This window comes from Acidisoma sp. C75, from assembly GCF_054665095.1.
On the sequence record NZ_BAAFHD010000004.1, the window covers coordinates 259,753 to 280,006 of the forward strand.

Annotated in this window: 18 protein-coding genes; 4 read left to right on the top strand and 14 right to left on the bottom strand. The window is 67.7% G+C overall.

The window, feature by feature from the left end; translation table 11 throughout:
• Positions 1-92: 92 nt before the first annotated feature.
• Positions 93-656, bottom strand: coding sequence for a hypothetical protein (locus tag ACYQ7X_RS07395; protein ID WP_459696280.1), 564 nt, complete (start codon positions 654-656; stop codon positions 93-95).
• 121 nt (positions 657-777) lie between these two features.
• Here ACYQ7X_RS07395 and ACYQ7X_RS07400 point away from each other — a divergent pair, with 121 nt between their 5' ends.
• Positions 778-1,071 (top strand): hypothetical protein, encoded by a 294-nt coding sequence (locus ACYQ7X_RS07400; RefSeq protein ID WP_459696281.1) that lies wholly within the window; start codon positions 778-780, stop codon positions 1,069-1,071.
• Positions 1,072-1,135: 64 nt separating this feature from the next.
• Here the strand turns inward: ACYQ7X_RS07400 and lpdA are convergent, their stop codons facing one another.
• The 11 genes from lpdA to rfbB form a co-directional block, all read right to left on the bottom strand.
• Positions 1,136-2,527 carry a dihydrolipoyl dehydrogenase gene (gene lpdA / locus ACYQ7X_RS07405; protein WP_459696282.1) on the bottom strand — a complete coding sequence of 464 codons (1,392 nt, stop codon included), beginning with the start codon at positions 2,525-2,527 and terminating at the stop codon, positions 1,136-1,138.
• Positions 2,528-2,648: 121 nt separating this feature from the next.
• Positions 2,649-4,190 carry a 2-oxoglutarate dehydrogenase complex dihydrolipoyllysine-residue succinyltransferase gene (odhB, locus tag ACYQ7X_RS07410; RefSeq protein ID WP_459696283.1) on the bottom strand — a complete coding sequence of 514 codons (1,542 nt, stop codon included), beginning with the start codon at positions 4,188-4,190 and terminating at the stop codon, positions 2,649-2,651.
• 36 nt (positions 4,191-4,226) lie between these two features.
• The gene (locus tag ACYQ7X_RS07415) at positions 4,227-7,151 is read right to left on the bottom strand and encodes a 2-oxoglutarate dehydrogenase E1 component (RefSeq protein WP_459696285.1); all 2,925 of its coding nucleotides are present in this window, start codon (positions 7,149-7,151) and stop codon (positions 4,227-4,229) included.
• Between the two features lie 266 nt (positions 7,152-7,417).
• Positions 7,418-8,293 (bottom strand): succinate--CoA ligase subunit alpha, encoded by an 876-nt coding sequence (gene sucD / locus ACYQ7X_RS07420; protein WP_459696287.1) that lies wholly within the window; start codon positions 8,291-8,293, stop codon positions 7,418-7,420.
• Position 8,294: 1 nt separating this feature from the next.
• Complete coding sequence (gene sucC / locus ACYQ7X_RS07425) at positions 8,295-9,491, bottom strand: ADP-forming succinate--CoA ligase subunit beta (protein WP_459696288.1); 1,197 nt, start codon at positions 9,489-9,491, stop codon at positions 8,295-8,297.
• 5 nt (positions 9,492-9,496) lie between these two features.
• Complete coding sequence (locus ACYQ7X_RS07430; protein WP_459696290.1) at positions 9,497-9,823, bottom strand: hypothetical protein; 327 nt, start codon at positions 9,821-9,823, stop codon at positions 9,497-9,499.
• Between the two features lie 181 nt (positions 9,824-10,004).
• Positions 10,005-10,943: a glycosyltransferase family 2 protein gene (locus ACYQ7X_RS07435; protein ID WP_459696292.1), complete on the bottom strand. Its 939-nt coding sequence runs from the start codon at positions 10,941-10,943 to the stop codon at positions 10,005-10,007.
• A gap of 6 nt (positions 10,944-10,949) precedes the next feature.
• Positions 10,950-11,849, bottom strand: coding sequence for a dTDP-4-dehydrorhamnose reductase (gene rfbD, locus ACYQ7X_RS07440; RefSeq protein WP_459696294.1), 900 nt, complete (start codon positions 11,847-11,849; stop codon positions 10,950-10,952).
• Positions 11,846-12,421: a dTDP-4-dehydrorhamnose 3,5-epimerase gene (gene rfbC / locus ACYQ7X_RS07445; protein WP_459696296.1), complete on the bottom strand. Its 576-nt coding sequence runs from the start codon at positions 12,419-12,421 to the stop codon at positions 11,846-11,848. The genes rfbD and rfbC overlap by 4 nt, the downstream gene beginning before the upstream one ends.
• Positions 12,422-12,445: 24 nt before the next feature.
• Complete coding sequence (gene rfbA, locus ACYQ7X_RS07450; RefSeq protein ID WP_459696298.1) at positions 12,446-13,318, bottom strand: glucose-1-phosphate thymidylyltransferase RfbA; 873 nt, start codon at positions 13,316-13,318, stop codon at positions 12,446-12,448.
• Positions 13,319-13,393: 75 nt separating this feature from the next.
• On the bottom strand, positions 13,394-14,449 hold the full coding sequence (gene rfbB, locus ACYQ7X_RS07455) for a dTDP-glucose 4,6-dehydratase (RefSeq protein ID WP_459696299.1): 1,056 nt from the start codon (positions 14,447-14,449) through the stop codon (positions 13,394-13,396).
• A 382-nt stretch (positions 14,450-14,831) separates the two neighbouring features.
• Between rfbB and ykgO the strand changes: the two genes are divergently transcribed.
• The gene (gene ykgO, locus ACYQ7X_RS07460; protein ID WP_227306753.1) at positions 14,832-14,957 is read left to right on the top strand and encodes a type B 50S ribosomal protein L36; all 126 of its coding nucleotides are present in this window, start codon (positions 14,832-14,834) and stop codon (positions 14,955-14,957) included.
• A gap of 222 nt (positions 14,958-15,179) precedes the next feature.
• Here the strand turns inward: ykgO and ACYQ7X_RS07465 are convergent, their stop codons facing one another.
• Positions 15,180-16,469, bottom strand: coding sequence for an adenylosuccinate synthase (locus ACYQ7X_RS07465; protein WP_459696301.1), 1,290 nt, complete (start codon positions 16,467-16,469; stop codon positions 15,180-15,182).
• A 24-nt stretch (positions 16,470-16,493) separates the two neighbouring features.
• Complete coding sequence (locus tag ACYQ7X_RS07470) at positions 16,494-17,648, bottom strand: ATP phosphoribosyltransferase regulatory subunit (protein ID WP_459696302.1); 1,155 nt, start codon at positions 17,646-17,648, stop codon at positions 16,494-16,496.
• 142 nt (positions 17,649-17,790) lie between these two features.
• On the opposite strand from ACYQ7X_RS07470, the gene ACYQ7X_RS07475 reads away from it, so the two are divergent.
• On the top strand, positions 17,791-19,227 hold the full coding sequence (locus tag ACYQ7X_RS07475) for an MBOAT family O-acyltransferase (RefSeq protein WP_459696303.1): 1,437 nt from the start codon (positions 17,791-17,793) through the stop codon (positions 19,225-19,227).
• A 3-nt stretch (positions 19,228-19,230) separates the two neighbouring features.
• Entirely contained in the window at positions 19,231-20,223 is a 993-nt protein-coding gene (locus tag ACYQ7X_RS07480; RefSeq protein WP_459696304.1) for a hypothetical protein, read from the top strand.
• The last annotated feature ends 31 nt before the right edge of the window (positions 20,224-20,254 follow it).

Sequence of the window (20,254 nt, forward strand, 5' to 3'; positions counted from 1 at the left end):
CGGGGGGCGCCTCACAATGAAGGGTTGTGCCGGCGCTGTGATGGGCGCGCCCCGCGCACGGCCGGGCGACCTCGGAAGCGGGTCGGGCAGCCTCAGCCCTCGAAATTCTCGTTCTGCAGGAAATTGTCGGCCCGCGCGGTCGCGCCATTCAGCCCCGCGCTATAGGGGATATCATCGAGGCGAGCGGCGACGGTGGCGGGATCGGCGGTGAAGATCGGGCTGCGCAGCAGGCTCTGCACGCGTGCTTGGTCATCGGCCTGATAGGCGCTGCTCAGCGCAAGCAGCGTATCGACCACCGCTTGCGACGACGCGCTCTCGCTGATGCCGAGCCGGCCGCGCATCGCGCTCCGCGCATCGAGGAGCTGCAGGCGGGTGGTCGGGTCCATTGCGATCCAGCGCGGATTGCTGTTGAGCTCGCCGCCGAGATAGTCGAGCGCCGCCACGCTATAGGCCGCCTTCGCCGGATTGCCGCGGATCGCATGGGCGAAGCCCAGGGCCGCGGCGTCGAGCGCCGCCACATCCTGGTCGCCATTGGTATGGAAGGCCCCGGCGGGCAGCTGAGCGGTATCCGGCGGCTTGGTGGAGGAAAGGCAGCCCGCCAGAGGCAGGGCGAGGAGCAGGGCGCGGAGTGCGGGATGCCCGCTTGGCTTGCGCATAGCCTCTCCTCTCACATTCTTGAGATGGGCATGAATGAGGCAGCAATTTGATCTTAGAATGGCGCGCAGCCTAACCACTTGTATCTTGGTGTTACATCGGATGTGAGAGGAGCAAATTCCCATGCGCATTTCGAGGGACAAAGCGGCGGTGAGTGGAATCGAACTCACCACCGAGGCGGTGGAACCACCGCCCGCTTGCCGTAAGCGGGAGTTGGCCGCAGTGATCCAGGCGGCGCTCAAGGTCGGGGCCGACTATTCCGCCCGCGAAGCAGGGCGGCGGGCCTTCGCTGAACTCATGAAGCTCGACAATGATCTGCAGCCGGGCAGCGCGCTGCCCATAGCTTCCGCCGAGGCGGTGATTTTTGCCCAGCCGAAGCGCCGGCGCCTGCGCCCGGCCGCGGCCCTCTCTGCCTGAGCGGAGAGGAGCCTGAGCGTGAGAGACCGATCCGGGCAGGCGCGCCGCGCCGCCCGGCAGGCACTCACATATGGATGGCGCCGTCCTCGAGGGCGAGGGCGGCTTCGCGCACGACTTCGCTAAGCGTCGGGTGCGCATGGCAGGTGCGGGCGACATCCTCGGCGGAAGCGCCGAACTCGATCGCCGTCACCAGTTCCGCGATAAGATCCCCGGCCGCCGGGCCGATGATCTGAGCGCCGAGCAGCCGGTCCGTCGTCTTCTCCGAGAGCAGCTTGGCATAGCCATCCGTGGTGCCGATGGCGCGCGCGCGGCCATTGGCGGAGAAGGGGAATTTGCCGATGCGGTAGTCGATGCCGGCGGCCTTCAGCTCCATTTCAGTCTGGCCGACCGTCGCCACTTCGGGCCAGGTGTAGATGACGGAGGGAATGGCGCCGTAATTCACATGGCCTGCCTGGCCAGCAAGAATTTCGGCCACCGCCATGCCCTCATCCTCGGCCTTGTGGGCCAGCATCGGGCCTTCCCGCACATCGCCGATGGCATAGATGCCGGGCACGTTGGTCGCGTAATGCGCATCGGTCACCACGCGGCCGCGGCTATCCCGCGCCACTCCCGCTTCCTCGAGGCCGAGGCCATCGGTGAAGACGCGCCGGCCGATGGCGAGCAGCACGATATCGGCCGAGAGGGTCTCAGCCTCGCCGCCCTGGGCAGGCTCTACCGTAAGGGTGACGCCGGCCTCCCCTGCTTCCGCCTTCGTCACCTTCGCACCGAGGCGGAAGGCGAGGCCCTGCTTCTCCAGGATGCGCTGGAAATCCCGCGCCACATCGGCATCGAGCGTGGGCACGATGCGGTCGAGGAATTCGATGACCGTCACCTCCGCGCCGAGGCGCCGCCAGACGCTGCCGAGTTCGAGCCCGATGACGCCCGCGCCGATGACGACGAGGTGCTTCGGCACTTCCGAGAGTTCGAGCGCGCCGGTCGAGGTCACGATCCGCTGCTCATCGACGGTGACACCGGGGAGCGGCGTGCTTTCGCTGCCCGTGGCGATGACGATCGCCTTGGTGGCGTATTCCTCGCCGCCGACCGCGACGCGCCCGGCGCCGAGGATCTTGCCGGCGCCGCGGAGCCAGGTGATCTTGTTCTTGCGGAAGAGGAATTCGACGCCCTTGGTATTGGCCGCGACGACTTCCTGCTTGCGCGCCATCATCCGCTCGAGATCGAGGCGGATCTCGCCGATCTCGATGCCATGCTCCTTGAAGCCATGCGCCGCCTGGTGGAAGTTCTCGGAAGACTGCAGCAGCGCCTTGGAGGGGATGCAGCCGATATTGAGGCAGGTGCCGCCCAGCGTCTCCCGCTTCTCGACGCAGGCGACTTTCAGGCCGAGCTGCGCCGCGCGGATGGCGCAGACATAGCCGCCCGGGCCGGAACCGATGACGATCAGGTCAAAAGCTTCGCTCATATTCGTTCTCCAGAGTGCCGGCCGGGAGAGGGCAGTGCGGCACGTCTTCGGTCAGGCAGGGCGCGGGAAGCCGCGCAAAGAGAAACGGGGTGACGTTGCCGCCACCCCGCCGAGCCTGTGATCAGAGGCCGAGCAGCAGGCGGCGCGGATCCTCGATCGCCTCCTTAACCCGCACGAGGAAGGAGACCGCCTCCTTGCCGTCGATGATGCGGTGATCATAGGTCAGCGCCAGATACATCATCGGGCGGATTTCGACCTTGCCGCCGATCGCCACCGGGCGTTCCTGGATCTTGTGCATGCCGAGGATCGCCGATTGCGGCGGGTTGATGATCGGGGTGGACATCAGCGAGCCATAGACCCCGCCATTGGTGATGCTGAAGGTGCCGCCCGTCAGCTCTTCGAGCTTGAGCTGGCCATCCCGCGCGCGCTTGCCGAAATTGGCGATCGCCCCTTCGATCTCGGCGAAGCCCATCTGGTCGGCATCGCGCAGCACCGGCACGACGAGCCCGTTCGGGCCGCCGACCGCAATGCCCATATGCACGTAGTTCTTATAGACAATGTCCTCGCCGTCGATCTCGGCATTGACGGCGGGGAATTCCTTCAGCCCGGCGACGCAGGCGCGCACGAAGAAGGACATGAAGCCGAGCCGCACGCCATTATGCTTCTTCTCGAACGCCTCCTTGTACTGGGAGCGAAGCTGCATGGCGGCCGACATATCCACCTCGTTGAAGGTGGTGAGCATCGCCGCGGTGTTCTGCGCTTCCTTCAGCCGGTTGGCGATGGTGCGGCGCAGCCGGGTCATCTTCACCCGCTCGTCCCGCGGCTCGTCCTGCCGGGCTGCCTTGGGGGCAGGGGCGGCGGGTGCCTTCGCGGCCGGGGCCTGGGGCCGGGCGAGGAAATCCAGCACGTCGCCCTTGGAAATGCGGCCGTCCTTGGCGGTGCCGGTGCCGATGTCGGCGGCCGAAACTCCGGCTTCCGCCATGCGCTTGGCAGCGGCGGGCAGGGGCTCGCCAGCCGCCGCGGCGGCTGGGCGCGGCACCGGGCCGGAAGCCGGCGGCGGCGGGTGGATGCCGGCTTCGGCACTATGCGCCGGCTGCGGCGCGGTCGCCCCCGCCTCACCGCCGGCGATGAGGCCGAGAAGGGCGCCGACCGCCACTTCCGCCCCGGCATTGGCGGCGATCGAGGCAAGCGTGCCGGCCACCGGCGCGTTGACTTCGACGGAGACCTTGTCCGTCTCAAGCTCGACCAGCGGCTCGTCGGCCGCCACGCTCTCGCCCGGCTGCTTCAGCCAGCGCGCGACGGTCGCCGTCGTCACGCTTTCGCCCAGGGTCGGCACGGTGATCTCCGCGCTCGGGCCAGCGGCGGAAGGCTTGCTGGCCGGCGCCTCGGGCGCCGAGACCTTGGCCTGCGGCTTGGCCGCGCCGGCTTCACCACCGATTTCGCCGAGCACAGCGCCGACCTCGACCTCGCTGCCATCCTTCTGGAGGATGGCGCTGAGCGTGCCGGCCGTGGGGGCGTTCACCTCCACCGTCACCTTATCGGTCTCAAGCTCGACCAGCGGCTCGTCAGCGGCGACCGTGTCGCCCTCCTGCTTCAGCCATCGCGCGATGGTGGCGGTGGTCACGCTCTCGCCAAGCGTGGGAACCTTGATCTCGGTGGGCATCGTCGCTCCTGATCGGACTGATAAGGGTCGGTCGTCTTATTGAAGGGCGGCGGCGACGAGCGCCGCCTGTTCCTGGGCATGAACCTTGGCCGAGCCCGTCGCGGGGCTCGCCGCCTCGGCACGGCCGACATAACGCGGCCGCCGGGCGGGATTGTCCACCGCCACCATCACGCGCTCCAGCCGGCGGTCCACGAAGGTCCAGGCGCCCATGTTCTCGGGCTCTTCCTGGGCCCAGACCACCTCGGCCTTGGGGTAGCTCTGCAGCACGGTGCGGAGCGCCATGGCGGGGAAGGGATAGATCTGCTCCAGCCGCACGATCGCCACATCGGCGATCCCCTGCTCGCGCCGGGCGGCGAGGAGATCGTAATAGACCTTGCCCGAGCAGATGACGACGCGGCGCACCTCCTCGCCCGGCGCGATCGCGTCGATCTCGGGGATCACCTTGCGGAAGGTGGTATCCTCCGCCATTTCGGACAGCGGAGAGACGGCGAGCTTGTGCCGCAGCAGGCTCTTCGGCGTCATGATGACGAGCGGCTTGCGATAGTTCCGCTTCAACTGCCGGCGCAGCGCGTGGAAGTAGTTGCCCGGCGTGGTGATGTTGCAGACCTGCATATTGTTTTCGGCGCAAAGCTGCAGATAGCGTTCCAGCCGGGCCGAGGAATGCTCCGGCCCCTGGCCTTCCTGACCATGCGGCAGCAGCAGCGTCAGGCCGGACATGCGCAACCACTTGGTCTCGCCGGACGAGATGAACTGGTCGATCACCGCCTGGGCGCCATTCGCGAAATCGCCGAACTGCGCTTCCCAGAGCACCAGCGTCCGCGGGTCCGCGACCGAATAGCCGTATTCGAAGCCGAGCACGCCGACTTCCGAGAGCAGGGAGTTGTAGATTTCGATCTTCGCCTGATCGGCGCGGATATTGTTGAGCGGCGTGTATTCGTTCTGGTTCACCTGGTCGATCAGCACCGCGTGGCGCTGGCTGAAGGTGCCGCGCTGGCAATCCTCGCCGGAAAGCCGCACGCGATGCCCATCGAGCAGCAGGGAGCCGAAGGCAAGCGCCTCGCCGGTCGCCCAGTCGATCCCTTCGCCGGTCTCGATCGCTGTCTTCTTGGCTTCGAGCTGGCGGGCAATCTTCGGATTGACGTTGAAGCCATCCGGCACCTGGCTGATGGCGGCGCCGATCTGCGCCAGCACCGCGCGCGAGACGCCGGTCCGCTCTTCGGACTTGGTCTCGTCATCCTCGCAGCGGTTGAGGCCGGACCACTTGCCTTCCAGCCAATCCGCCTTGTTCGGCTTGTAGGACTTGCCGGCCTCGTAGAATTCCTCGAGCTTGGCGGTGAAATCATCCCACATCGCCTGGGCTTCCGCCGCCGTCATCACCCCTTCGGCCACCAGCTTCTCGGCATAGAGCGTGCGGGTGGTCTTCAACGCGCCGATGGCACGATACATGATCGGCTGGGTGAAGGCCGGCTCGTCTGATTCATTGTGGCCGTGACGGCGGTAGCAGACGATGTCGAGCACCGTGTCGCAGCCGAATTCCTGCCGGAACTCCGTCAACAGTTGGGCGGCGTAGAAGACCGCCTCCGGATCGTCGCCATTCACATGCAGGATCGGGGATTGCACGGATTTGGCGACATCGGTGCAGTAGAGGCCCGAATAGGCATGCGCCGGAACGGTGGTGAAGCCGATCTGGTTGTTGGTGATGACATGCACCGTGCCGCCGGTGCGGTAGCCAATGAGCTGGCTCATCGCCAGCGTCTCATAGACGATGCCCTGGCCCGCGAAGGCGGCATCCCCGTGCAGGAGGATGCCCATCACCGAGTGGCGGCCGCGCGTGTCGCCCGCCTCATCTTGCCGCGCGCGCACCTTGCCGACCACGACAGGATCGACGACTTCGAGATGCGAGGGGTTGGGTTGCAGCGAAAGGTGGACGCGGCGCCCCTCGATCTCGAGATCGGTCGAGGTGCCGAGATGGTATTTCACATCGCCCGACCCTTGCACATCATCGGGCTTCGGGCTGCCGCCCGAGAATTCGCTGAAGACCGCCGTGAACGGCTTCTTGACGACATTGACGAGGGTATTGAGCCGCCCGCGATGCGCCATGCCGATGGCGATTTCGTTCACCCCGGCGCGGGCCGCGGTGCGGATGATGGTGTGGAGCGCCGGAATGGTCGATTCGCCGCCTTCCAGGCCGAAGCGCTTGGTGCCGACATAGCGCTTCTGGCAGAACACCTCGAAGGCTTCCGCCTCGGTCAGTTCCTTGAGCAGCTGGGTCTTGACCGATTTATCCAGCTGCCGCCGCCAGGGCGCGCCCTCGATGCGGCGCTGCAGCCAATCCTTCTGGCGAGCATCCTGGATGTGCATGAACTCGATGCCGAGCGTGCCGCAATAGGTCTCTTCCAGAAGCGCCACGATCTCCCGCAGCGTCGCGGTCTCCCGGCCGAGCATATTGTCGATATAGATCGGCTTGTCGTAGTCGGCCTCGGTGAAGCCGTAGGTCTTGGGGTCAAGCTCCGGGTGATGCGGGCGCAACTGCTGGGCCAGTGGATCGAGCTGGGCATCGAGATGCCCGCGTACGCGATAGGCGCGGATCAGCATCAGCGCGCGGATGGAGTTGATCGTATCCTCATGCGCATGCGCCGCGGCGACCGAGCGCGCGACCGGAGCGCCGGGTGCCGCGGTTTGCGAAGCGGCGGCGGCCGGCTTCGCCTCGTCCTTGCCGCGGCGGCCAGCGGCCGGCGGCGGAGGTGGGGCATCGGCCTCGATCGCCCATTGCCGCGGCGCCCAGGAGGCGCCGGAGGCATCGGTCAGAACCGAGCGGGCCTCATCGTTCAAGGCCGCGAAGAGCGTTCCGAAGCTGGGATCGACGGAGGCTGGGTCTCTGACCCAGCGGGCATAGAGATCAGCGATGAAGGCCGCGTTGGCACCGTTAAACGCGGTAGCGAGAAGATCGACGCCTGGCATAGGGGCTCCGTTGAATACAGCCCGCCGCGATCGGGCGGGGCCGCCGAACCATGGCGAGTGCTATAGGCCGCGGCGCCCTTCAAACATAGTCTTTGGACCTTGAAAGAAAGACAAAACAGGCAGGCTCCTGGGTTGCCTCTTGTGCATGGAAATGCCCTGATCCGACCTTATTTCGCAGACCGGGGCATTTGTTCAGCACGAGCCCATATTTTCCGGAGCGGGCGGCTCCGCCGCCGAGCCGCCGCCCCGAATGACTGCGCCTCGCCTTAGCCGCGCAGTGCCTTGACCATGGTGCTGCCGAGCGAGGCCGGGCTATCCGCGACATGGATGCCGGCCGCGCGCATCGCTTCCGTCTTGGCGGCAGCGGTATCGCGCCCGCCCGAGATCACGGCGCCGGCATGGCCCATGCGGCGGCCCGGCGGAGCGGTCGCCCCCGCGATGAAGCCGACCACCGGCTTCTTGGTGCCGCTCTGCTTGATGAAATCGGCCGCGACGATCTCGCTCTGGCCGCCGATCTCACCGATCATGATGAGCGCCTCGGTCTCGTCATCGGCCAGGAACATCTCGATCACGTCCTGGAAGTCGAGCCCCTTCACCGGATCGCCGCCGATGCCCACACAGGTGCTCTGGCCGAGGCCCGCAGCCGTCGTCTGCGCTACCGCCTCATAGGTCAGCGTGCCGGAGCGGCTGACGATGCCGATCTTGCCGCGGCGGTGAATATGGCCGGGCATGATGCCGATCTTGCAGGCATCCGGGGTGATGACGCCCGGGCAGTTCGGCCCGACGAGGATCGACTTCGAGCCTTCGAGCGCGCGGCGGACCTTGATCATGTCCAGCACCGGAATGCCCTCGGTGATGCAGACGATGAGCGGCATCTCGGCGTCGATCGCTTCGAGGATTGAATCGGCCGCAAACGGCGGCGGCACGTAGATGGCGCTCGCGGTCGCGCCGGTCTTCTCGCGCGCTTCGCGCACCGTGTCGAACACCGGCAGATCGATGTGGACACTGCCGCCCTTGCCCGGCGTCACGCCACCGACGACCTTGGTGCCGTAGGCGATCGCCTGTTCGGAATGGAATGTCCCCTGGGCGCCGGTAAAGCCCTGGGTGATGACGCGCGTATTGCTATCGACGAGGATGGCCATGTTATGCGGCTTCCTTAACGGCGCGGACCACCTTTTCGGCGGCATCCGCAAGATTGTCGGCGGCGATGATGGGCAGGCCGGACTTGGCCATGATGTCCTTGCCGAGGGCGACGTTGGTGCCTTCGAGCCGCACGACGAGCGGAACCGTCAGCGAAACCTCCCGCGCCGCCGCGATCACGCCTTCGGCGATCACGTCGCAGCGCATGATCCCGCCGAAGATATTGACCAGGATGCCTTCGACATTCGGATCGGAGAGGATGATCTTGAAGGCCGCCGTCACGCGCTCCTTGGTGGCACCACCGCCGACATCGAGGAAGTTCGCCGGCTCCCCGCCATAGAGCTTGATGATGTCCATGGTCGCCATGGCGAGGCCCGCGCCGTTCACCATGCAGCCGATCGTGCCGTCGAGCGCCACGTAGGAGAGGCTGTGCTTGTTCGCTTCCAGCTCCTTCGGGTCTTCCTCGGCCTCGTCGCGCAGCTCTTCGAGCTCGGGATGGCGGAAGAGGGCGTTGTCGTCGAAGCTCACCTTGGCATCGAGCGCCACGACATCGCCGCCCTTGGTGACGACGAGCGGGTTGATCTCGACGATCGCGCAATCAAGCTCGACGAAGGCCTTGTACATCGCGAGCACGAATTTGGTGAAGGCACCGACCTGCTTGCCGGTGAGGCCGAGGCCGAAGGCGAGGCCACGGGCATGGAAGGGCGAAACCCCCGTCGCCGGGTCGATCGCGGTGCGCAGGATCTTCTCAGGGCTGTGCTCGGCAACCTCCTCGATCTCCATGCCGCCCTCGGTTGAGGCCATGATCACGATGCGCGAGGTCGCGCGATCGACGAGCAGGGAGAGGTAGAGCTCGCGCTCGATATCGCACCCGGCTTCGACATAGACGCGATGCACGGTCTTGCCGGCGGGGCCGGTCTGCTTCGTCACCAGCGTATGGCCGAGCATGGCCGCCGCCGCCGCCCGCACTTCCTCGGCGGATTTGGCGAGCCGCACGCCGCCCTTGCCGTTCGGATCGTCGGCGAAGCGGCCGGCGCCGCGGCCACCGGCATGGATCTGCGACTTGACGACATAGATCGGGCCAGGAAGCTTCTCGGCAGCCGCCGCCGCCTCATCCGGCGTCCAGGCCACATGGCCTTCGAGCACCGCGACGCCGGCCGCCTTGAGAAGCTCTTTGGCCTGGTATTCATGGATGTTCATGAGGTTCAGCCCATCAGTTGCTTGGATGTTTCGATCAGGTCGCGCCGCGCCAGGGGGGATGGGCGCAGGCCCGCCCCGATAGCCTGCCGCGCCCGGATCTCCACCAGTGGTTGTGCTGCCGCATCGTCGGCCCGCAGGCGAGGCGAGGAAGCAGCGGTCTCTCTCTGCGCAGGCCCGGCCCACAAGGGGGAGAAGCTTAGCATCCATGTCTTAGGGGACAGATAAAGCCCAGCCCCCGGCAGAACGCCGGGCAGGCCGCGCGCCGCGATGCGGGGCTCGCCTCGTCCGGCAAGCCGGCTTGCGCCGGGATCGCGGATGCTGTTCCGGGCCATGATTGTCCTTCCTCGGGAAAGCACGGGAAGCGCGCGGAAACGGCCGAACCCTCGGAACAAGGGTCTCGGCCGCGAGACGATCCGTGCCTAACGCAAGTGCTGCGGTGCGGCAAGCAGGGCGCGGCCGCGCGGCCCCTCGCAATTCATGCGGAGCAGCGCTGCCCGGATTGCAGAACTGTCATCATCCGATCAGAAACCACAGGCGGAAAAGCGCCGTATGGAGCGTTGAGTTGCGGACGAAACCGGGAATGCGCAGGGCAGAAAAGCGAAGAAACCAGGGCTTGCCGAGGGCCTGCTGGATCGCGAGAAGCACGCGGCGGTGCTCGGGCGGGAAGGCCGCGCCGCTTTCTGCCAGGGCCGCGACATTCTTCCTGAAGATTGACATAAATTCTTTTGGGCCTCGCCGCAGCGCGGCGACCGCGCGGCGGAGCGCCGAGCCCGGGGCGCCGACGACATTCCCGCCGTGCTGGCGGTACAGGATGACCGGCCGCTCATCCCTCAGGATCGCCCCGCCGGCAGCGGCGACCATGAGATAGCACCACCAGTCATGCCAGCTTTCGCGCGGCGGCCGGCTTTGCGCCACGAGGCGGAGGGCGGCCTGGTTGAGGGCCACGGTATTGCCGGTGGCGATATTCTGCGTGAGGCAGGCGGGAAACCCCGCGGGCCCGGCGAGCGAGGCCGAAAGCCCGATCGGGTTCAGCCCTTCGTCCACCAACCTCTGGCGGGCGCAGTAGAGGGCGGGCCGTTCCGCCGCCGCGGCGTGCAGCGCCGCCCAGGCCCAGCCGAGCTTTTCCGGCAGCCAGACATCATCCTGATCCGCGAAGGCGGCATAGGCGAAGCCTTCGCTCTCCGCGGCGCGCAGCAGGGCCATGAAACTGCCGACGACGCCGAGATTGCCGGCAGGCGCGCCGAGCGGGCGGAGGCGGCCGGGGTGGGCCGCGCCCCAGGCGGTGAGCAGCGGCACCGTGTCATCGCGTGAGCCGTCATCCCGCCAGAGCAGCACCCATTCAGGATGCGTCTGCGCGAGCAGGCTTTCGAGCAGGGCGGGCAGGAAGCGCGCGCCATTATAGGTCGAGAGCAGGATGGCGCAGCCGGCCGCCGGCCCGGCGGAGGCCGCCATGCCGCTTCAGCCCTTGGGAGCGAGCAGACGGTCAACCGTCCGCGCCAGGCTCTCGTGCCAGGCCGGCAGTTCAACCCCGAAGGTCTCGCGCAACTTCGTCGTATCGAGGCGCGAATCGGCCGGGCGCTTCGCCGGCGTCGGCCAATCCGTAGTCGCGATGGGCTCGACCTCGGGCGAGGGGCCGCCATGGCGGCGCGCTTCGTCGAAAGTCGCGGTCGCCAGCCCATGCCAGGTGGTCTCGCCCGCGCCGGTTGCATGGAAGATGCCGCCATAGGCGGGCTTCCAGCCATCGCGCGCGATAAGCCCGATGATGGTGAGGATGGCAGCCGCCAAATCCTCCGCCGCGGTCGGGCTGCCCTTCTGGTCGGCGACGACGCGAAGCTTCGGCAGCTTCGCCCCCGCCGCCAGCATGGTCTTAACGAAGTTCTTGCCGGTATCGGCATAGACCCAGGCGGTGCGGAGGATGATGGCGCGGCCGCCCGCGGCCAGCACCGCCTCTTCGCCATCCCGCTTGGTACGGCCATAGGCGCCGGTCGGGTTGGTGGGATCGGTTTCGACGTAGGGCACGCCCTTGTCGCCCGCGAAGACATAATCGGTCGAGATATGGATGAAGGGGATGCCCCGGCCGGCGCAGAGTCGGGCGAGGAGGGCCGGGCCCTCGCAATTGGCGCGCCGTGCGGCCGGCTCGTCGGCTTCCGCAGCATCCACCGCGGTATAGGCGGCGGCATTGATGACATAGGCCCAATCCCTGGCCGCGAAGGCGGCTTCCAGGCTTTCGGGCTTGTCGAAATCGAGAGCCGGCCGCCCGAAGACCACGACCTCCATATCCCGCTGGGGCGCGAGGCGGGCAAGCGCCTGGGCGACCTGGCCGGACCCGCCGGTGACGAGGATGGGTCCGATCGTCATGCGCCCGGGCCCTGGTAGGTGAAGAGCGTGCCGGCATCGCGCAGGCGCGGCAGCAGCTTGTCCTTATCCGAGAGGATCGCCTCTTCCGGCGCGATCGGCCAGGGCAGCCCGATATCCGGATCGTTCCAGATCACCCCGGCCTCGGCTGCCTTGTCGTATTCCGCCGTCACCTTGTACATGACCTCGGTATTGGCTTCGAGGGTGCAGAAGGCATGCACGAAGCCGCCCGGCACCCAGAGCTGCTGCCAATTCTCCGCCGAAAGCTCGGCCGCGACCCATTTGCCGAAGGTCGGCGAGCCGACACGGGCATCAACCGCCACATCCCAGATCGCGCCGCGCACGCAGCGCACGAGCTTGCCCTGGATCGAGGGGGCGAGCTGGCAGTGCAGGCCGCGAATGACCCCGCGTTCCACCGAAAGGCTGTGGTTATCCTGCACGAAGGCATCCGTGATGCCCGCCGCCTCGCGCAGCTTGCGCTCGTTATAGGTCTCGGAAAAGAACCCGCGGCTGTCGCCGAAGCGCGGCGGGGTGATGAGCTTGACCTCGGGGATGGCGAGCGTTTCGACCTTCATCGCGGCGTCTCCCTCTATGCGGGCTCAGTGATGGCCGTCGGCGAGTTCGGCAAGCACACGGCCGAGATCGGTCTTGCCGAGCTTTTTGGCCTGTTCGCGCAGCTCATCGGCGGTGATGAAGCCGCGCCGGAAGGCGACTTCCTCGGGGCTGCCGACCAGCATTCCCTGGCGGGACTGGATGGTCTGCACGAAGGTCGCCGCCTGCATGAGGCTGTCCGGCGTGCCGGCATCGAGCCAGGCCGCCCCCCGCCCCAGCCGCTCCACATGCAGCGAACCCTCTTCGAGGTAGAGCTTGTTGAGATCGGTGATCTCAAGTTCGCCGCGCGGCGAGGGCTTGATCGCCTCGGCGAACTTCGTCACCCGCTTGTCGTAGAAATAGAGCCCCGTGACCGCCCAGTTGGATTTCGGCACCGCCGGCTTTTCGACGATTTCGAGGGCATGGCCGGCCTCGTCGAAGGAGACCACGCCGTACCGCTCGGGATCGCGCACCTGATAGGCGAAGACGGTCGCCCCTTCCGGCCGGGCCGAAGCCGCGCGCAGCAGGACCGAGAGATGCTCGCCATGGACGAGATTATCGCCAAGCGCGAGCGCGCAGGCCTCGCCCGCCAGCCATTCGCGGGCGATCAGGAAGGCTTGCGCGATGCCGTCCGGGCTCGGCTGCTCGGCATAGGTGAACTTCACCCCGAAGCGCGAGCCATCGCCCAGCAGGCGCTTGAACTGCGGCAGGTCGGAGGGCGTCGAGATCAGCATGATGTCCCGGATATCCGCCAGCATCAGCGTCGTCAGCGGATAATAGACCATCGGCTTGTCATAGACCGGCAGAAGCTGCTTGGAGGCGGCCAAGGTCATCGGATGCAGCCGGGTGCCGGAGCCGCCGGCCAGCAGAATACCTTTCATGGGGTCTCGTTCTCTCTCGGGGGTCGCGTCGGTCGGATCAGGAAAAAGCGGGAATGCGGCGGGTGGGCTGGCGGATCAGGCGGCGGTGCCGAGGCGCTGGCCCTGGTATTTGCCGGCGCGGATCTTCTCCCACCAGTCTCGATGATTCAGATACCAGTCCACCGTGCGGGCAAGCCCGCGCTCGAAATCATGCGCGGCCTTCCAGCCGAGCGCGGCCTCGGCCCGCGAAGGGTCGATCTCATAGCGGAAATCATGCCCGGGCCGGTCGGTCACGAAGGTGATGAGCCGGGAGCGCGGGCCTGCGGGGTCCGGCAGGCGGCGGTCGAGTTCGGCGCAGATCGCATGCACGACCTCGAGGTTGCTGCGCGGCTGGCGGGCGCCGATGCAATAGGTCTCGCCCGGGCGGCCCTGCTCCACCACCTTGACCAGCGCCTCGGCATGATCTTCGACGAAGAGCCAGTCCCGCTTGTTGGAACCGTCGCCATAGACCGGCAGCGGCTTGCCTTCGAGGGCGTTGAGGATGACGAGCGGGATCAGCTTCTCGGGGAAATGCCAGATGCCGTAATTATTGGTGGTGTTGGAGACGAGGGCGGGCAGGCCGTAGGTGTGGTACCAGGCGCGCACCAGATGGTCCGATGCCGCCTTGGACGAGGAATAGGGGCTGCGCGGATCGTAGGGCGTGGTTTCGCAGAAGGGCGGGTCGTTTTCTTCCAGCGCGCCGAACACCTCGTCGGTCGAGATGTGATGGAAGCGGAAGGCATCCTTCCGCGCGCCGGAGAGCGTGCCGTAATAGCCGCGCGCCGCTTCGAGCAGCGAGAAGGTGCCCATGATATTGGTGCGCATGAAATCACCCGGCCCGTCGATCGAGCGATCGACATGGCTTTCCGCCGCGAGGTGCATCACCGCATCGGGCTGATGGGTGGCGAAGATCTCCCGCATGGCAGCCGCATCGGCGATATCGGCACGGATCAGCTCGTGCCGGTTGGATGTGCGGGCCTCCTCCAGCGCATCCTCGGAGGCCGCATAGGTCATGACATCGACATTGACGACGGAATGCTCCGTCGCCCGGATGATATGGCGCACGACCGCCGATCCGATGAAGCCGCAGCCACCTGTTACCAACAGTCGCATCTCGATCCCGCCTTGATCCCCAGGGAGTGAAGGTTCGGGCGGTGGAGTGGCATGTTTGCCGCTCTGCGGCAAGAAGCGGCGCCGCGCGGGCCGATCACGCTCTGTAAGCCGTGGGCGGCCCGGCTGGCCGCGAGGCGGCGCGGGAAGCGCGGGGGAGGGTGGGGCGCGCGCGCCTTGGCCGCAGGCTGGGGCCTAGGGCAGAGGGCAAGGGCTTCGCAGAGGAGGGGCGCGAGAGAATCGGCGCCGATTGATTGACAGCGGCGCGCGGCCTCCTTATTCAGCCCCAGCACGACAGGGCCGGGTGACCGGTCTTGCTCATTTTATAGCAACTCCAGCCCGGGCCGCCTGGCGGTTTCCGGCTTGCCAAGATCGGGCCTGACCAATGAAGGTGCGTAACTCCCTCCGTTCCGCCAAGACGCGCGACAAGAACTGCCGCGTTGTGCGCCGCCGTGGCCGCGTCTATGTCATCAACAAGAAGAACCCGCGCATGAAGGCCCGCCAGGGCTGAGCTTGCGTGGCCCCTGCCTTCGGGCAGGGTAAGAGCCTTGTGATCGAAGGGGGCGGATGGCGCGAGCTATCCGCCCTTTTCCTGTTGATCGGTGGAGCGCGCATTGCGCCCCGCTCATAATCCGCGGTGCGGCCGCGATGGAGCCCGCCGCCCTGATCGCGAAAGCGCGCAGCGGTAACAGGGCCTACCTGCCTACCAGGCAAGGCCCCGCCGATAGAGTGGTCACCCCTCGAAGGGGTCTTTCATCAGGATGGTGTCGTCCCGCTCCGGGCTCGTGGAGAGGAGTGTCACCGGGCATTCCACCAGCTCTTCGATCCGCCGGATATATTTGATCGCCTGGGCCGGCAGATCGGCGTAGGAGCGGGCGCCGCGCGTCGAATCCGACCAGCCCTCCAGCGTCTCGTAGATCGGTGCCGCGGCCGCTTGCGCCGCCATCGCCGCCGGCAGGTAGCGATAGCTCCGCCCTGCGATCTCGTAGCCGATGCCGATCTTGAGTTCGGCAAAACCGTCCAGCACGTCGAGCTTGGTCAGCGCAAGGCCCTGGATGCCGCCGACCTTCACCGCCTGGCGGACGAGGGCGGCATCGAACCAGCCGCAGCGGCGCGGCCGGCCGGTGACGGTGCCGAATTCATGCCCCCGCTCGCCCAAGGTCTTGCCGGTCTCGTCGAAAAGCTCGGTCGGGAAAGGGCCGGAGCCGACGCGCGTGGTATAGGCCTTGGCGATGCCGAGCACGGTGCCGACCGCCCAGGGGCCGACGCCGGCGCCCGAGGCTGCCGTCGCCGCGACCGTATTGCTGGAGGTCACGAAGGGATAGGTGCCGTGATCGACATCGAGCATGACGGCCTGCGCGCCTTCGAACAGGATGCGCCGGCCGGCGCGGCGCGCCTCATCCAGCAGATCCCAAACCGGCTCGGCATAGGGCAGCAGCTTGGGCGCGAGTTCCAGTAGCCTGTCGAGCAGCGCCTGCTTCTCGAAAGGCTCGGCGCCGAGGCCGGTGAGCAGCGTGTTGTGGTGCAGCAGCAACTCGTCGAGCTTGTGGGAAAGCGTCTCGGGCTCGGCAAGATCGCAGAGGCGGATGGCGCGGCGCGCCACCTTGTCCTCATAGGCCGGGCCGATCCCGCGCCCGGTGGTGCCGATCTTGTGCTCGCCGCGCGCCGCCTCGCGCGCGCGATCCAGCGCGCCGTGCAGCGGCAGGATCAGCGGTACGTTCTCGGCGATGCGCAGCGTCTCGGGCGTGATCGTCAGCCCCTGGGATTGCAGACGGGCGATTTCGGTGAGCAGCGCCTCGGGATCGACGACGACGCCGTTGCCGATGATGCCGAGCTTGCCGCGCACGAGCCCGCTCGGGAGGAGCGAGAGCTTGTACGTCTGATCGCCGACGACGAGCGTATGGCCGGCATTGTGCCCGCCCTGGAAGCGGACGACGATATCGGCGCGGCTCGCCAGCCAATCGACGACCTTGCCCTTGCCCTCATCGCCCCATTGGGCACCGATGATCGCGACATTGGTCATGAACGCTTACTCCGCACAGGCGTCTTAGGTGAGCGGCACGGCAGCGCCGTTCCGCAGGATATGGCTGCAGCCGAGGCGACGGGCTTCGCCTTCCGCCGTGCTGCCGACGGTAGCTTCGCCGAGGGCGGCGATCGTCGCATAGCCCGCCGCGCGCGCGCGCGCGCCCGCGGCGGGGTCGGCGCCGGGCGGCAGGTAAAGCCGCGGCCTTAGCTGGGGAGGGTGCGCGGCGCCGAGGATCGCATCGGGAAAGAGCGTGAGGCCGGTCGCCGGCTCCATCTCCCCGCTCACATAGCGCCCGCCGCGCCCCAACTCCTGCTGGTGGCCAAGCGCATAGACGGTGACGCAAGGCCCGGTATGGTAGCGGAAGCCGCGGAATTCGAGCGGATCGATGGTGAGGCGAAGCTCCGGCGCCCGAGCGCCGATGGCGGCGACGACGGCGGCCAGCCGATCGGCGAGCGCGCGCGCCGCGGCGGGCAGCGCGACATCGGCGAGCGCGGCAAGCGCTGGCCCCGCTTCGCCGGCAGCGAGCAGCAGGCGCGTCAGCACCGCGGCGATGCGCCCGCCGAGGCGGGAGACGGCGGCGGCGTCCTTCCTATCCAGCGCATGGGCGAGTGCCGCGCGATGCTCGGCCTGCAGGCCCGCGCCATCCAGCAGGATCGTCGCCATGCTCGGCATCGAAAGGTCGAAGCTCACGGTGGTGAGGCCGAGGGCGGCCAGCGCTTCGGCGCCGGCGAGGATGATTTCGGCATCCGCCTCCGGCGCGTCGGAACCGATGATCTCGATCCCCGCCTGGGTGATCTGCCGTTCCGGCGCCAACTGGTGGCCGCGCACGCGCAGGCAGGTCTCGGCGTAGGAGAGGCGGAGCGGGCGGGGGGCGGCGGCCAGCCGGGTCGCCGCGATGCGGGCGACCTGCGGCGTGGTATCGGCCCGCAGCCCCAGCATGCGCTGGCTGTCCGGGTCCATCAGGCGGAAGGTCTGCTCGGCCACGGCCGCGCCGGAGCCGGCGAGCAGGCTCTGCTCGAATTCCACCAGCGGCGGGCGGACGCGCTGATAGCCGTGGCTCGCGAAGACCGCCATCATCGCCTCGATGGACTGCGCCTCGATCTCGGCCTCCGGCGGCAGCAGATCGCGCAGGCCGGCCGGCAGCAGGGCGGGGTTGGGGCTCGGGTCTTCGGTCACGTCGGCTCCGTCTGGGAAGGCATCACCGACCGGCGCGGCGCGATGCCGAGGCGCTATAGCACCGGCGCGAAGGATGACAAAACGAATGCGGCAGTAATAATTCGTTTACGTAACGAATGGCTTGCGTGCATGCTGCCGGCCCATGCTCTTCGCTACCCCCCTCTTCCTCTTTGCCTTCCTGCCGGCGGCCTGGCTCGGCTTTCATCTCCTGGCGCGGTGCAGCGCGCAGCTCGCCCTCGCCTTTCTGCTGGTGATGAGCCTCGGCTTCTATGCCGCGGGAAACCTTGCCGACCTGCCGCTGCTGATCCTCTCCATCCTCGCCAATGATCGGCTGGCCGCGCGGGTGCGCCGGCGCGGCTGGTATGCGGCGGCCATTATCGGCAATCTCGCCGTGCTCGGCCTCTTCAAATATGGCGGTCTGATCGCGGCGAGCCTCCGCCTGCCCGATCCCGGGCTCACCCTGCCGCTCGGCATCAGTTTCTTTACATTCCAGCAGATTATGTACCTTTCCGAATGTAAAACTGCCGCTCCGCGCGGTTCCTTTCTGGCCTACGCCAACTGCATCGCCTTCTTTGGGCATCTGCTGGCCGGGCCGCTGGTGCGCCCGGCCGAGATCATGCCCCAGTTCGCCGCGGCCGCGCATCGCCGCGGCATCCTGGCGGATGACCTCGCCGAGGGTCTCACCCTCATCCTCCTTGGCCTCGCCAAGAAGCTGGTGCTGGCGGATGGTTTCGCGCCGCTCGCCAATCGCGGCTTCGCGGCGGCTGGCGCCGGCGTGCCGCTCACCCTGCTCGAAGCCTGGGTGGCGCTTCTCGCCTTCGGCTTGCAGATCTATTTCGACTTCGCGGGCTATTCCGATATCGCGATCGGGCTTGCCCGGCTTTTTGGCATCCGCTTCCCGCTGAACTTCAATAGCCCCTATAAGGCGTTGACCATACGGGATTTCTGGCGGCGGTGGAACATCACACTCAGTCGCTTCCTGCGTGATTTCCTCTATATCCCGCTCGGCGGCAACCGGCATGGGGAGAGCCGGCGGCGGCTTAACCTCATGCTCACCATGCTGCTCGGCGGGCTCTGGCATGGGGCTGCCTGGCGCTTCCTGCTCTGGGGCGGGCTGCATGGCCTCTATCTCATCCTGCATGAGATCTGGGATCGGCGCGCACCCCGCTGGGCGCGCCTGCCGCGCCCGGTGGCGCAGGGGCTGACGCTGCTCGCCGTGCTGCTCGCCTGGGTGCCGTTCCGGGCGCCGGATATGGCGGCGGCGGGGGCCATGCTGCGCGGCCTCGCCGACATCAATGGCCTGGCCTTGCCGAGCCGGCTCATCGCCCTCTGGCCGCCGCTCGGTCTCATCGCGCGGCCGGTGCCGGTGCTCGCGGCGCTCGGGGATGCGCGCACGCTGAGCCTGCCGGAAGCCGTGGCCTTCCTGGCGCTCGGCTGGCTCATCGTGCTCGCTCTGCCGCATGTGCATGAAGCCTCGCCGCGCCTGCGGGCGGCGGGCATTCTCGCCTCGGGCGGCTTCGTGGCGCAGGCACTGCTCTTCGGCGGCGCCGCACAACCTTTCCTCTATTTCCGGTTCTGAGGGATGCGGCGCCTGGCGCGGCTCGGCCTCATCCTGCTGGCGGCACTCCTGCTGCATGCGGCGGCCTTCGCCCTCGTGCTCGGCCGGCCGCTCGACCTCGGGCCGCTCCGCCGCGCCTTCAGCGAGAAGCGGGCTGCGGCGGCCGCCATGCCGAGCCCGAAGCTGCTTATCTTCGCCGGTTCCAACGCCCTCTTCTCGCATTCCTGCGCCGTCATCGGTCCGATGCTCGGGCGCGCTTGCGTCAATGGCGGCATCGCGGTGGGCCTCGGGCTCGATTACCAGTTTGCTCTCTGGAAGCCGCTGCTGCATGCGGGCGACGTGGTCTATATGCCGCTCGAACTCGGCCAATATGCGATCGGCCGGGCGGCGGCCGAGGCAGGGCCGGACAATGCCATCCTGTGGCGGCATGAGCGCGGGCTGCTGCCCGCCCTCGGCGCGCGGCGCATGGCGGCGGCCTTCTTCTCCGGCACGGCAGCAGACGCGATCGCGAGCCTGATGGAGATGGCGGCCGCCGGCCTCAGCCCCGCGCTCGCGCACCCGGCCTTCGCCGAGACCGATCGGTGGGGCGATGCCATCGGCCATGATCTCGCGGCCGCCGCCGGCAATCGCGCCTTCCTCGCCAGCCTGCATCGGGCGGACCCTGCCGCCGTGGCTATCGCCCAAGGCTACGGCACGCGGGAGGTCGAGGCCTTCCGCGCCTGGGCCTCGGCGCATGGCGTGCGGGTGATCGGCGGCTGGCCGACGGAATTCGCCGATGCGCCGCCCGGGGCGCGTCTGCCGCCGCTGCTCCAGCGCCTCTATGGCGGCGATTTTCTCGTCCTCGCCGGGGATGGGCGCTATCCGCGGCAGGATTTTTTCGACAGCCAGGACCATCTCGTCAGCGAATGCCAGGCGCTGCATTCGATCCGCGTCGCCCAAGGCCTGGCGCCGCTGCTCGGGCTTCCTGCCCGGCCGCCGCCGCCCTGGGCCGCGCAGATGGCGGCGCGCTGCCCCTGACGAATCAGGCGCTTCCCATGCTACGCCGGCC

What these genes read in the sequence shown, in the direction of transcription:
- ACYQ7X_RS07395 (WP_459696280.1), bottom strand. Translation starts at nt 656, where the DNA reads ATGCGCAAGCCAAGCGGGCATCCCGCACTCCGCGCCCTGCTCCTCGCC.
- ACYQ7X_RS07400 (WP_459696281.1), top strand. Translation starts at nt 778, where the DNA reads ATGCGCATTTCGAGGGACAAAGCGGCGGTGAGTGGAATCGAACTCACC.
- lpdA (WP_459696282.1), bottom strand. Translation starts at nt 2,527, where the DNA reads ATGAGCGAAGCTTTTGACCTGATCGTCATCGGTTCCGGCCCGGGCGGC.
- odhB (WP_459696283.1), bottom strand. Translation starts at nt 4,190, where the DNA reads ATGCCCACCGAGATCAAGGTTCCCACGCTTGGCGAGAGCGTGACCACC.
- ACYQ7X_RS07415 (WP_459696285.1), bottom strand. Translation starts at nt 7,151, where the DNA reads ATGCCAGGCGTCGATCTTCTCGCTACCGCGTTTAACGGTGCCAACGCG.
- sucD (WP_459696287.1), bottom strand. Translation starts at nt 8,293, where the DNA reads ATGGCCATCCTCGTCGATAGCAATACGCGCGTCATCACCCAGGGCTTT.
- sucC (WP_459696288.1), bottom strand. Translation starts at nt 9,491, where the DNA reads ATGAACATCCATGAATACCAGGCCAAAGAGCTTCTCAAGGCGGCCGGC.
- ACYQ7X_RS07430 (WP_459696290.1), bottom strand. Translation starts at nt 9,823, where the DNA reads ATGGCCCGGAACAGCATCCGCGATCCCGGCGCAAGCCGGCTTGCCGGA.
- ACYQ7X_RS07435 (WP_459696292.1), bottom strand. Translation starts at nt 10,943, where the DNA reads ATGGCGGCCTCCGCCGGGCCGGCGGCCGGCTGCGCCATCCTGCTCTCG.
- rfbD (WP_459696294.1), bottom strand. Translation starts at nt 11,849, where the DNA reads ATGACGATCGGACCCATCCTCGTCACCGGCGGGTCCGGCCAGGTCGCC.
- rfbC (WP_459696296.1), bottom strand. Translation starts at nt 12,421, where the DNA reads ATGAAGGTCGAAACGCTCGCCATCCCCGAGGTCAAGCTCATCACCCCG.
- rfbA (WP_459696298.1), bottom strand. Translation starts at nt 13,318, where the DNA reads ATGAAAGGTATTCTGCTGGCCGGCGGCTCCGGCACCCGGCTGCATCCG.
- rfbB (WP_459696299.1), bottom strand. Translation starts at nt 14,449, where the DNA reads ATGCGACTGTTGGTAACAGGTGGCTGCGGCTTCATCGGATCGGCGGTC.
- ykgO (WP_227306753.1), top strand. Translation starts at nt 14,832, where the DNA reads ATGAAGGTGCGTAACTCCCTCCGTTCCGCCAAGACGCGCGACAAGAAC.
- ACYQ7X_RS07465 (WP_459696301.1), bottom strand. Translation starts at nt 16,469, where the DNA reads ATGACCAATGTCGCGATCATCGGTGCCCAATGGGGCGATGAGGGCAAG.
- ACYQ7X_RS07475 (WP_459696303.1), top strand. Translation starts at nt 17,791, where the DNA reads ATGCTCTTCGCTACCCCCCTCTTCCTCTTTGCCTTCCTGCCGGCGGCC.
- ACYQ7X_RS07480 (WP_459696304.1), top strand. Translation starts at nt 19,231, where the DNA reads ATGCGGCGCCTGGCGCGGCTCGGCCTCATCCTGCTGGCGGCACTCCTG.